At 43.9% G+C, this 12,772-nt stretch carries 12 protein-coding genes; 2 read left to right on the top strand and 10 right to left on the bottom strand.

All coding sequences use genetic code 11. The annotated features are described in order from the left end of the window. Positions 1 to 118: 118 nt before the first annotated feature. Both FTU75_RS11970 and FTU75_RS11965 read left to right on the top strand, forming a co-directional pair. The gene (locus tag FTU75_RS11970) at positions 119 to 577 is read left to right on the top strand and encodes a tetratricopeptide repeat protein (protein ID WP_180116035.1); all 459 of its coding nucleotides are present in this window, start codon (positions 119 to 121) and stop codon (positions 575 to 577) included. Next, positions 571 to 954, top strand: coding sequence for a hypothetical protein (locus FTU75_RS11965; protein WP_180084541.1), 384 nt, complete (start codon positions 571 to 573; stop codon positions 952 to 954). Before FTU75_RS11970 ends, FTU75_RS11965 begins: the two co-directional genes overlap by 7 nt. A gap of 17 nt (positions 955 to 971) precedes the next feature. On the opposite strand, the gene FTU75_RS11960 is transcribed toward FTU75_RS11965, so the two are convergent. From FTU75_RS11960 to FTU75_RS11915, 10 genes are all read right to left on the bottom strand, one after another. Then, positions 972 to 1,373: a Na+/H+ antiporter subunit G gene (locus tag FTU75_RS11960; protein ID WP_180084542.1), complete on the bottom strand. Its 402-nt coding sequence runs from the start codon at positions 1,371 to 1,373 to the stop codon at positions 972 to 974. Between the two features lie 12 nt (positions 1,374 to 1,385). Then, positions 1,386 to 1,661, bottom strand: coding sequence for a monovalent cation/H+ antiporter subunit F (locus FTU75_RS11955; protein WP_078192553.1), 276 nt, complete (start codon positions 1,659 to 1,661; stop codon positions 1,386 to 1,388). Beyond that, positions 1,658 to 2,179, bottom strand: a complete 522-nt coding sequence (locus FTU75_RS11950) for a Na+/H+ antiporter subunit E (protein WP_180084543.1) — start codon at positions 2,177 to 2,179, stop codon at positions 1,658 to 1,660. The genes FTU75_RS11955 and FTU75_RS11950 overlap by 4 nt, the downstream gene beginning before the upstream one ends. A 1-nt stretch (position 2,180) precedes the next feature. Beyond that, on the bottom strand, positions 2,181 to 3,989 hold the full coding sequence (locus tag FTU75_RS11945) for a monovalent cation/H+ antiporter subunit D (RefSeq protein ID WP_180116034.1): 1,809 nt from the start codon (positions 3,987 to 3,989) through the stop codon (positions 2,181 to 2,183). Then, positions 3,989 to 4,354: a Na+/H+ antiporter subunit C gene (locus FTU75_RS11940; protein ID WP_078189407.1), complete on the bottom strand. Its 366-nt coding sequence runs from the start codon at positions 4,352 to 4,354 to the stop codon at positions 3,989 to 3,991. The genes FTU75_RS11945 and FTU75_RS11940 overlap by 1 nt, the downstream gene beginning before the upstream one ends. Before the next feature lies 1 nt (position 4,355). Then, a complete protein-coding gene (locus tag FTU75_RS11935) occupies positions 4,356 to 7,196 on the bottom strand; it encodes a monovalent cation/H+ antiporter subunit A (protein ID WP_180116033.1) in 2,841 nt (946 codons plus the stop codon). A gap of 343 nt (positions 7,197 to 7,539) precedes the next feature. Next, on the bottom strand, positions 7,540 to 8,943 hold the full coding sequence (locus FTU75_RS11930; RefSeq protein WP_180116032.1) for an AAA family ATPase: 1,404 nt from the start codon (positions 8,941 to 8,943) through the stop codon (positions 7,540 to 7,542). A 46-nt stretch (positions 8,944 to 8,989) separates the two neighbouring features. Continuing rightward, positions 8,990 to 10,492, bottom strand: coding sequence for a UvrD-helicase domain-containing protein (locus tag FTU75_RS11925; RefSeq protein ID WP_111884125.1), 1,503 nt, complete (start codon positions 10,490 to 10,492; stop codon positions 8,990 to 8,992). 9 nt (positions 10,493 to 10,501) lie between these two features. Next, the gene (gene hisIE, locus FTU75_RS11920; RefSeq protein ID WP_078189402.1) at positions 10,502 to 11,284 is read right to left on the bottom strand and encodes a bifunctional phosphoribosyl-AMP cyclohydrolase/phosphoribosyl-ATP diphosphatase HisIE; all 783 of its coding nucleotides are present in this window, start codon (positions 11,282 to 11,284) and stop codon (positions 10,502 to 10,504) included. 96 nt (positions 11,285 to 11,380) lie between these two features. Beyond that, a complete protein-coding gene (locus FTU75_RS11915) occupies positions 11,381 to 12,682 on the bottom strand; it encodes an NAD(P)/FAD-dependent oxidoreductase (protein ID WP_180116031.1) in 1,302 nt (433 codons plus the stop codon). Positions 12,683 to 12,772 lie beyond the last annotated feature (90 nt).

Genomic DNA, 12,772 nt, shown 5'->3' with positions numbered 1-12,772 from the left:
GAATGGTCATTATTTAAAAATACCCTATAACACACAGAATTATAACTAGATGATAAAACTCAGGTTGAAAATGACATTGGATAGTCCAGTCTGTCCACACAATATAATGAAAAAAATCATGCTATTGAGCAGCATATTACTCATCACTATGCCAAGTTGGGCATGTCTAAATACCTATGTAGAAGATTTTTATACATCTGATTCAGAAAAAGAAAATCAACGCGAAGAACATCATGATGAAAAATTGAATAACTTTGTCTCAAGGCATCCTAGCCCAATAGACTATCAGGCAGAAAATGATTATGCCGTACATCAGATCTACGCAGGCCGTTACGATTTAGCCATTAAGATTTTACGTGCAATTGAAAATGAGCATCCAGGTTTACCGAAGACGGCAGTGAATTTAGGCACAGCTTATGAGTTGATCGGCAATATTTCACTAGCCAAAAAATGGATTGCTGAAGGTATGAAACGTGATCCAACGATTCACCTTGGAAGTGAATGGATTCATCTGAATATTTTAACAGCCAAAGAAAAAGTGCGACAGCAAAATATTTTCATGAATATCCATTGTTAAATGTACATTATGGAACAGGCTATGTTCCTGATGGACATTGGAGTGATCAGCGCAAACCCACAACAGCGGAATACGATGCCATACGAGAACAGGTCAGCTTACAAATCAGTGAGCGGAAGAATTTTGTTTCAAGACAGGATGCCGTGATGGCACAGCTGTTTTATGAATTGGCGAATCTTGAGATGAGCCAGAATCAGCCTGGCTGGTATAACAATTTTCAAAGTAGTTTTGAGACTAACTTACTGATTGATTTAGCTAGGCAGTATGGTTTAAAAAAAACACCTTATAACCAAAAACGTTTGCAATATATGGCTCAAGGGAATGTAATTGAGAAATTATGGATGAAAATTAAAGAATTTTTTAGCTCGAACGCATAATCAAACTGGATCTAGATTTAATCCAGATCCCTTGGTTTTGAATGGAGTTTAGAGTGAAATGCACGGCGCCGAGTTCGCTGCCAAGGAAGAGGGCGATTCAGAGCTTCTGGTGCCTCACCACTCATCGAGCGCAGTCGTAAATGTAATGCCGCTTGTGCCATGAGGTTTGCAGAAACCGGTGCAGTGATAAAAGCAAAAAGCGTGATCAGGATTTCTGCAAATCCAAAACGGCCTTGAAATGCTGCATAAATAATTGCAGCAATTAGAAAACTTCCTAAGCCTAAGGTGCTCGATTTGGTCGGTGCGTGCAGTCGCATAAATAAGTCGGGTAGGCGAACCATGCCAATACCGCCGACCAACATGAAAAAAGCACCAATCACCAAAAAAATCGAGACCAAAATTTCCATGACTAATTGCATATTAAAGGACTCCTAGTCGATGACATGTCCAGTGGTGAAATAGCGTGCTAAAGCAGCTGTAGATACAAACCCCAGCATGGCAACCAATAAAGCCCCTTCAAACATTGATGTACTTGCCCAATAAATACCTAAAATGACGATTAAGCAGGTGGCATTTAAGAACAAAGTATCTAAAGCAAGTAGTCGGTCCACAACTGAAGGTCCCATCACCAAGCGGATGAGGCACAGTAACATTGAGATCGTCACTGCAACTAAACAAATGCCAAGCGCATAAGGTAAAATTGTCATGCAGACTCTCCTGTATCAGCGCCAAAAATAAGGATGAGAGGGCGCTCATAGCGCTCTTTAATGGTTTGAATTTCTGCTTCAGGATCATCCGTGCTCAGCGCATGGACCAAAATATCACCACGGTCTTGGTCAATTCCGGCAGACACCGTACCGGGTGTCGTGGTGATGATCATCGCAAGCAGAGAATTGACTTCTTCATGCTGTGTATCGAGAGGAACACGGAACCATTTCGGATGCAATTTATGTGTCGGACCAAGGACGAGTTTTGCAACATGGATATTACTGACAATAATATCCCATAACACCACAAAGAATAATTTACATGCTGCCAGCCAGTTGATATTCGGTGTTCGATCAATAAAAGGGCGAACCAATCGCGGAATAACAATGGCTAAAACCAAGGCCATGCATAGTGTGGCCGCATCTAAACTGTGCGCTAACATCACCCAGCTCAGACCAACCATGACTGATACCAATGGATGCGGAAACCAGCGATTAAATAAAGATAGTGTCGCCATGTTAAGGTACCTCCATCGGTTTCAGCTGGGTCTCTTCAGGCAATTTTTCTTCTTGTTGCTGTCCCTGAATTTGGCGTCGCTTATATTCAGAAATATGTTCGCCATTTAGGGTTTCAGGCGCAATCAATGCAGGGATGAGGTGTGCATTTGGATCCGCTGATTCGCCACCATATTTGGTTTCAGGTAAATTTTCAGGATCATAAGGTTGAACACTGATAATTTGACCTTCTTTATCCTTTTTCAATAGCAACGATTCATATAATGGGTTGTCTTGAATTTGCTGCGCAGTCTTGTAGGTATAGTCATAGATTGGTGCAGCAAAGACCATATATCCCACAAGCGCTGTTAATAGTAGATAAATGGTCTTGTCATTGCGTAGCGGAGCCTTATTCGGCAAAGCCTGATAGCGTTGATATTCTTCAGTATCACTATCATCTTCTGGACGAGATGAACGCCAGAAAAGTACAAAACCAGCGCGGGTAAATGCCATGATACTGAGTAAACTCACCAACAAAACAATTAAAATAATCATGATTTGGTAAGGTGAATTGGCTGTTGCTTGTAAGATAAATACTTTACCCAAAAAGCCGCTAAATGGTGGTAGACCAGCCATCATCAACGCAATGATGAAATAGCAGACAGCAACTGTATTATGCTGTTTCATGCGGGGCGCAATTTTAAAATGATCTTTAAATTCGCCGCGTTGTGAGGTAATCCAACCCGATAGAATATAAAAAGCTGCACCAATAATGGTACTGTGAATCAGGTAATAAAGTCCTGCAGCCCATGCATCCGTATTAAAGAGTGAAATCGCAACCAATATTGTACCGATAGAAGACAAAATCATAAAACCGACAAAACGACGTAAACGATCCGTTCCGATTGCACCATAAGCACCATAGAGCGACGTCACTAAACCAATCGGTAATAGCCACTGCTGTAAGATTTCACGGCTAATCCCATCGTCAAACACAGTGCCATTAACACGGAGAATGGCATAGATGCCGACCTTGGTCATAATGGTGAACAAGGCTGCGACAGGAGTGGTTGCCACAGCATAGGTCTTTGGTAACCAGAACCCTACAGGCAGCATTGCTGCCTTGATGCCAAAGACGGTAAACAGTAACAATGCACCAGCTACAGCAATACGATGTTGATCCGCTTCAAGCAAAGGCATAAGTCGTGCAACATCTGCCATATTTAAGCTACCTACACTGCCATAAATCATCCCGAGTCCGATCAGGAAGAGAGCAGAGGCAAATAGGTTAATGGTGACGTAATGAATACCCAATTGAAAACGTGCTTTGCCTTGGCCGTGTAAGAGCAAAACGTACGATGCCATCAACAGGATTTCAAAGAAGACAAATAGGTTAAATAAATCGCCTGTTAGGAACGCACCACACAAACCCATCAGTAAGAAATGGCACATGGCATGGAAATAACGACCACGCTCATCCCATTCTTTGCTGGCAAACCACATCACTGGCACAGCAAGACCATAAGTCAGCACCAACATGAATGCTGAGAGTCGATCTAGAACTAAGACAATACCAAACGGTGCGGCCCATTCACTCAGGTTATAAACCAAGACTTGGCCAGAGCTGGCGATCATCAAATAACTGATAGATGTGATCAGCCCAAGGATGCCAGAAACATAGCTGATTCCACGACGCCAAGGTTGTCGCCAGTCATGTGCCAACGAGCCAGAGCCGGGGTTGCCCAAAAGGACTAAAATAAATGCAGTAATTGCAGGAATTAAAATACTGAAAATCGGGCTGTGGGTAGTCCAAAATTGGATGAAATCATGCATTATGGCTCATCCTCCCGCGGGTCAATTTGCGGTATTTCTTCTTTGGAGTCCACATGATCTGTTCCGGTTTCATAGCGGCTACGCAGAGCCAATTGTACGATAAACGCAGTGGTCGCAAAGCCAATCACAATGGCGGTTAGGACCAAGGCTTGTGGTAAAGGATCGGTCGCTTTGGTTGTTTCCGTTAACACAGCCGGTGCGTTGACATGAATACGTCCCATGACAAATAAAAATAAGTTCACAGCATAGCCAATCATGGCTAAACCCAGCACGACAGGAAAGGTACGTGCCCGCAAAATCAGGTATACCCCTGTTGCGGTCAGTAAGCCAATGGCTGAAGCGAGTAAAAATTCTAAACTAATCATCTTATTCGCCTCTTGGAACTGGACCAGACATACTCGAGTGACGCGAGTCGCCTAAGACGGAAATCATTAACATCGTCGCACCCACAACAGTGATGTAGACACCTGTGTCGAAGAGGGCAGCGGAGGCAAGGTGCATTTCACCTAAAATGGGTGGTGAGACATAGATATGAGCACTGGTCAGGAATGGGCGGCCCCATAGCCAAGCAGCGATCCCTGTCAAACCCGCAATGGTTAAACCAATACCAATCCACACTTCATATAAGCGACCTGATTTTGCACCAATCAATTGTTCAGCACGGTCTTGACCGAGCGCGATATATTGAATCACTAAGGCTAAAGAGGTAATTAAACCTGCAATAAAGCCACCGCCAGGTAAGTTATGACCCCGTAGGAAAATATACAGACTGATCACCAAGGCCAAAGGCAAAATCCAAGATGAGGTAATACGGAACATCAGTGGCGACGGATTAAAACGATAGGTCAGACCTTGCGTAATGGTGGTGCCATGAGCACGCATACCATCCATCATGCATAGCGTACCAATTGCAGCAATTCCCAGTACGGTAATTTCACCAAAGGTATCGAAACCACGGAAGTCCACCAAGATCACGTTGACCACATTGGTACCACCACCAAGTGGGATAGACTGCTGCATGAAGAACCATGAAATGGAATTGTGATCACGGGTCATGATCAACCATGAAATCCATGCGATCCCTAGACCTACAATAATCGCAATCAATGCATCTCGCCAACGACGTGACACGCTCGACTCATAAGGGGTGAGCTGTGGTAATAACGATAGGCTCATGAGTAAGAGTACGGTGGTCACCACGTCAACAGTAATCTGCGTTAACGCCAAATCGGGAGCGGAGAAACAGATAAATACCATGGTCACAACTAGACCGACTGCACCACTGATGAGGACGGCTTTAATACGTTCATGGTGGAACCAAAGCATCATCCAACATGCAGAGAATAATAATAGCCACAGAACGATCGCGATGACCGGAGCATGTACCAGTTCACGACTGCCTGTGCCGATGCCTTGCAGCCAAAATGGAACGATGACGATGGCTACACTAAAGATTAAAATCCACAATACATAGCTTTGTAATTTGCCATTTTCAGTAAAGCGACGGAATTTTCTTGAGCTGAGTAAAAGATATTTTAAAAATAAGTCGAACAGCACTTTACCTTGCAAACGACCCAAAAATGGATCTAAGTCGATCCGCCGTAATTTGCCGCCCTTTGCCAATGCGAAGTAGAAAATTAAACCACCCAATAGTGCTATTACACTCATCAAAAGCGGTGCATTTAAACCATGCCAAATCGCTAAATGTGTACCTTCAAACGCAGGGTTTTGAATACTCTCACGTGCTGTGCTGTTGACTATATGCTCAACCAATAGGGCAGGGAATAATCCAACTAAAATACATAAAGCAGCCAGTAATGTTGCTGGTGCGCGCATACCAAACGGTGGTTCATGTGCTTCTTTATTGGGAATTTCTTTCCCCAGTGGACCATCAAAAAACACCCCGTGAACTAAACGTACTGAATACGCGACAGCAAAGATACCGGCAAAGGTGGCAATGATGGCTGATACGATCATCACAGGCCCAGTCAGATTGGCTAAAAGCTCAGTAAAGAACATCTCTTTAGAGAGGAAACCATTGGTTAATGGGACACCTGCCATAGAGGCCGCAGTGATCATGGTTAGCGTTGCGGTAAACGGAAGTAATTGCCATAAACCAGAGAGTTTTCGTAAATCACGTGTGCCTGATTCGTGGTCAATAATCCCCGCGATCATAAATAGGGCTGCTTTGAAGGTCGCATGATTAATGATATGGAAAATGGCAGCCGCAACTGCGAGGGGAGATCCGATCCCGAGTAAGCAAACAATCAGACCTAAATGGCTGATGGTGGAATAGGCCAAAAGCCCTTTTAAATCTTCTTTGAAAATGGCAAAAAAGGCCGCCATACATAAGGTAAATAAGCCAATAAAGGTGACCAAGTTGTGATACAACGCAGCGCCTGCAAAAATCGGTAATAAGCGTGCAAGCAGGAAAATTCCGGCTTTCACCATCGTAGCAGAGTGTAAATAGGCCGAGACGGGGGTCGGTGCCGCCATAGCATTTGGCAACCAAAAATGGAAAGGGAACTGCGCACTTTTAGTAAATGCTCCCATTAATATTAATAGCAGTGTGGGTACAAAAAGCGAGTGCTGCTGAATTTGGCTACTCATCGTTAGGATTTGATCAATCTGATAGGTGCCCGTGATTTGCGCCAACAGAACAAAACCACCCAGCATACATAAACCACCCATACCTGTAATGGTCAAAGCCATTCGAGAGCCACGCTGAGCTGCGTCGTAATTGCTCCAATAACCAACCAAAAGGAAAGATGAAATGCTGGTAAGTTCCCAGAAAATAAGCAATAAAATTAAATTATTAGACAATGAAATGCCGAGCATGGCAGCCATGAACAGCATCAATAAAACATACAGTTTACTGAGCGAATTCTTTGGACTTAAATAATAGTAGGCATAGATATAAATTAAGGTGCCGATCCCGGTAATGAGCAGGGAAAACAATAAGCCCAGTGCATCGAGGCGGAAACTGAAATCAATGCCAACTTGAGTGAGCCATGGCCATGTTTGAATGATGGTTTTGCCATTAAATACATCTTGAGCCTGACTCAATAATAAAACTAAACTGCTGAGGCTGACGCCAATCGCCCCTAAAGCTGTTACCCCGCGAGAGAATTGCTTCAACCACGAGACAAGTGTTGTGCCTAGTATTAACGGTAACAATATAATAATCGGTAGCACACTCGTATCCATTGTCTTGATTAGGCGGTGAAACCTAGGTGTATTTCATCTTTCAAGGATTACAGGACAGCAAAGAGCAGTCCAAAAATTCAATCTTGAAAGCCATGTGTGTCAAAAAAAATTAAAAACAAGCTGTGTTGCGCAACTCGTGAAGCGATAGCAATTTCCGATGTTACTATGAAAATTGCAAATAAAACCGATCATATTACATGCGTAAAACAACATCAATCTTTTTTATGAACCACTTACACATTATACGCCTGACGAAACTGTCTAGACATCTATTGCGGCCTTATTGCTGAATATTTAAACATCGAGGCTATGGATTACACTCAGTCAATCAACCTCAGTATTTTTAACTCAGCGGTTGGATCGTAATGTCCTGATCACCCCGCTGTGATAAAGCCCTTACCAATTCTTGTTGCTGTTGCTCGGTCAGTTGTGTCTGGATTAACTGCAACATGTGCTGGGTGATATCCGGATTATTCAGCGGCTCATTTAATTCAATCTCTTCAGTTTTAGGTGGAAGCGATGGTTTAGATCCGAGTTGCAACTGCTGATAAATTTGATCATAGGTTTCTTGTAGTTTTTCAGGCTGAATCTCACTGAGCTTTTTATTCTGTAATTGTAAGCACTGAAAGCGAGAAGCCTGTTCCATCAGTTCAGGACGGTTGCCGCTGGCAATGATTTGGAGTCGTGGAAACGCTTGATTTAAACGGGTCAAAATCACTTGAGTCATGTTTTGATCGAGTTGGTGGTCTATGGCGTCGATCAATAAAATACCGTCACCTTCTTGGCATGGATATAAGCTATGAGGATTGAGCAGACAGAGGCGACGCACAATATCACCAATTAAGGCCACAAGGTTGCGCACACTATTTGACAGCTGTTGAAATAACATGTCTTTGCCTTGATAGCAGACCATTAACTGTAATTTGGGGTGATATTGCAGATAAATATTGGTCACATCGGGCAACACGGTCTCTAAAGCTTGTTTTAATGATCTGAGTGACGGCGCGTGTAGATCGGCCTGAGCTTGTGCTAGTTTTTGCCCAAAAAGAGGCGTGTCTGATGCGTTGGATGTATCGGCTTGGGTTTTAGGATGTAATAAATTTTGAATTAATTCGGCACTTTGTGCATTTTCAATGTCGGATATTTCTCGAAACCACTCAAAAAAACGAATAAACGTGGTAAAGGGAATGGCCGAGATTTCATAAGCATGCGAAGGCTGAAAAATAGCAGGATTATTTTTATTGAGAATATTCACATCGTTGACGAAACGTTCAGCAGGGTAATAGGCAATGAGTGGCAACCCTTGTAACGGATCGGCTTTGAGGGCTTTTTGATACAGCGCAACCATCGATTCTAATTGCTGTGTTTCGGCCTTACTGAGGCCGACGCCTTGACTGTTTAAGGTTTTGTACAATTGCCATGAACAACATTGTGGGTCTTGGTCTTGTTGATCACTTGAAAGCTGAAATGAGCCAATGTCTTCGGGAAAACTGACTTGAATATCAAGTTTCGATTGCAAGCGATTTAACATGATGTCTTGATCGAGCATTACCACGCCTGCGGTGCGTAAATCTTTATAACGTGCAGCGAACCAAGTGAGGGCCTGATAACTAAAGCGTAGTAGGGAGGTTTTTCCAGAACTTTGATCACCCAAAATTAAGGTGATCGGCAGATCGTGGTAATTAAAATTGAGGGTGATATCAGTAAAATGAAGGGTGTGCTTGAGTTGGATCGATTGTAATTTCATGGTGCACCTTTTACTGATTTATTGTTTATTCACCTTTTTCATCATACTAGCTGACCGCTTGTGCCAAAGATTTGGGCATTTGACGTTTTAAGTGCTGCATCAAGTCATAAATATGATGGATATTTAAACTTACTTTAGCACGTGTGCAAGCCACGTAAAGTAACCGTAACTCTTCGTCACTAATTTTATAATCTTTATCGTTGAGCTTAAATTGGTAGTCATCTTCAATATGTACCCGATCCCATTCTAAACCTTTGGCTTTATGGGCGGTCGAGATGATATAGTCGGCTTGATCAATCGGGGTGATTTTCGCCAGCGCCTTTTTCAGTGGGTCAGTACCGTGGTCATCGACCAACTTCACTAGCGGTTTAATATCGCTGCCGTCATTGGTTTCACAATATTCATGCACATCATGCCATGAGTTAAACCACGCAAGCTCTGGGACATCGACTACGCGCTTGCCTTGCTTGAGCATGGCTGCAGCATCGACAAAACGATTGAGTCGCGCATGATCTGCTTGCAGGCTAACTTTTTCGCCCTTAACCAAACCCGCCAATAACAGTTCCATCGCACGTGCATTGGTACGACATAAAATGGCATCCCGCATCTTGGTATGTGGCTTATTGACCACTTTAGAGTTGAGCTGCGGATTACCCAATAAAGGCACGGTTTCGTTCAATGCGCCCAGTAGAGCATTGGCGTTCAAGGCAATTTCTTCACCAAAACGGAAAGACGTGGTTAAACGGGATTCGGGTAAAGGGAGTTGCTGCATGGCATTGACTGCGCCACGCCATGCATAAATTTGTTGATGCGCATCGCCAACATAGATGACTTGAGTATTCCGCTGTTTCAGTAAAATCCCTAGCATTAGCGGGTCAGCATCTTGAGCTTCATCGAACAGCACATAATCCGCAGGAATATTCGGTTCAGACAAAGCCCAAAGTTTTAAATAAATATCGTGTCCAATCCCTGCTGCATGGTTCGGATCAATCGACTCTAACCAACGACGTTCAATGGCAGGATACAAATGCTTTTGTAAGCTTTCGATATCGTCCGGATGCAGCCAACTCGGTGCTTGTAGATGTCGTGGGGCAGGGTACTGTGAACTGGTCGAACAGAAATAACTGACAGCGTTTGCCACCAGACTTGCCAAACGCGAAGGCATGAGTACATATTTTTCATAACGACCGCCCATCATACGACGTAAGGTGATCGGTTCTAGTCGATATTCTTTGGCAATAAAACTCGGACTTAAACGTGGTAGACGCAGTTTGTCAGTCACTCCACGTGGAACACTACGATAAGCCAATGAGTGGAAGGTTCGACAGTCGACATTTTGATGAAAACGATTCTGTGCTTCGGTGGCAATGGCTTTGTTAAAGGCCAAGTACATGCCACGCCGCTGAGGCATGGCATCACTGATCATTTGGAGTGTGGTTGTTTTACCTGTGCCAGCATAGGCAATCACTTTAAATGATTTACCAAGACGTGCGTTATCTATGGCGGTGGCCTGCTCATAGGTCGCGGTCGGTTTTTTAAGATCTGGCACGGTTGCGTCTTAGTGCTGACGGTTGGCTTTTTCAACCAAACCGGAAAGGCCTTGACGACGAGCGAGTTCGTTAAGTACCAATTGAGGATCAATATCGAAATAACCCAACATCACAATGGTATGGAACCAAAGGTCTGCTACTTCGTAAATCAAATCGTTTTTGTTGTCTTCATTGGCTTCGATTTTGAAATCTTTAGCGGCAATGATGGTTTCAACACTTTCTTCACCGATTTTTTCTAAAATTTTGTTGAGGCCTTTATGGTAAAGCTTTGCCACATAAGAGGACTCAGGATCAGCTTGTTTGCGTTCAGCCATCATTTTACCTAAGTAGTCGAGTACTTCGACTTGCTCAGATTGCGCATTGGATGCATTCATCGCAAGAGTATGTGGATTTGCTGATTTTGCACCATAAATTGCAGCCGGATCTTTTAATTGCGCATCGACAATTTCCCAGCCATTGGCAGTAAGCTTGCGGTAGAAGCATGACTCACGGCCGGTATGGCAGGCAATGCCGCCATGCTGTTCAATTTGTAGCACAATCACGTCAGCATCACAGTCCAAACGGATTTCATGTACGGTTTGGAAATGGCCAGATTCTTCACCTTTGTGCCATAGCTTATTGCGTGAACGTGAAAAGTACACCGCCTGATTTTTTTCTGCAGTTTGCGCCAACGCTTCACGGTTCATCCATGCCACCATCAATACGCGCCCGCTTTGATGATGCTGTGCAATAGCAGGCACTAAGCCTTGTTCGTTAAATTTTACTTCATCGAGCCATTGCAGGTTGTTCATGAGGATTTCACCAATTCAAAAATCAAAAAATAAATGCCGCAGCATTTGAGCAGCACTATAGTGTAAGCCATCAAGAGAATGATGGGGAGTTAATTCTTAATCAAATTTTAAATTGCGCAGTTCAGCCGCAGAATCATCTGCAGGCTTTCGGGCAATGTCAGCATAATTCATGTGCCCAAATGCACCCGTTTTTAAGCCGGAAATCGTAATCGCCATTTCTTTGCGGAAAAACGGCAGCTGATACATAGCACGAAATGAAAAATCACGGAGCGGTGCTGTCCAGCGATGATGTGATTGATAAAAAGGAGTCAGCAAGCGACTAAAAAATTGGTAAAATCGCACGGAGGACAACCGTAGCTGATGATACTCCTGCCAGAGGTTTTGCAGTGAGGAGTCCTGTTGATATTGAAGCAGAGCTTGACTGATGGCCCATGCATCGAGCAAAGCCATGTTGGCGCCTTGTCCAAGCTGTGGACTCATGGCATGAGCAGCATCGCCTAATATGCCGATACGACCTTCACCAAGTTTGCTCAGCACCACATCACGATAATTGGCAGATAGCCATTGCTGCGGATCATCTGGATGTGGAATCACATGCGCTAACCATTCTGCAAGACTCGGCCAGCGTTTTGAAACTTCAAGCAACCATTGCTGCTGTGCGTTCTTTGTTTTTAAGAATCCCTCTAAATCTTCTGTAGGTAGACTCCAGAAAATGCTCGAAAGGCGCTGTTCAGGCTGTGTTGGAATTGCTCCCGTTGGCATCACACCCATCATGATATTGGAACGGTCATAGAACTGATGCAAGATTTGTGGATTGAGCACTTCGCATTCAGGCACGATGATCCACTTCGCCCCCCAAGGATAAGCTTGGTTGAGCTTTTCCCACGCTTTAGGACGTAAATGGCTGCGTGCACCATTGGCAATCAGCACGAGATCAAACTGACGTTGAAAGGATTGATCTACGGACTGCCCAATTACGTTTATACCCTCACTGGATTCTTGAAGTTCATGCACTTCATGCGCCATGCACCATTCAACGTGTTGAGGATATTCACGGACTTTGGATGCGAGGACATGACAGAGTGTGGCACGGTGAATGCCGAGCCCATATGAACGGTCATCGGCTTGACGATAATGACTGTTTATCAGCAAGTCGCCGCCAGCCAGTTGACCTTCAAGACCAGTTACCACAGCGCCAAGGCTTAAGGCATGTTCCAAAATGCCTAAATGTTCGAAAACTGCCAGTCCGGCAGGTTGTAATAATAATCCTGCACCCACAGGTTCAAGTTGTGAGACTTTTTCATATAAGCAGATCTGATGGCCTTGAGCAGCAAGCATTGCTGCAGCAGCTAATCCTGCTGTACCTGCACCGATGATGGCAATATTTTGAGTTTTCATTGTTATAAAAGTTGATTTTATCTCAGCCCAATGTAGCAAAGTTGTCGTATAAAACCCAATAAAAAAGCCCTCATAAGGGCTTTTTTAGGG

Source organism: Acinetobacter sp. YH12140, assembly GCF_013418475.1.
In the GTDB taxonomy this organism is placed as follows: Bacteria; Pseudomonadota; Gammaproteobacteria; order Pseudomonadales; family Moraxellaceae; genus Acinetobacter; species Acinetobacter amyesii.
The sequence above is the reverse complement of the archived record's forward strand: the minus strand, read 5'-3'. Positions and strand labels throughout refer to the sequence as shown.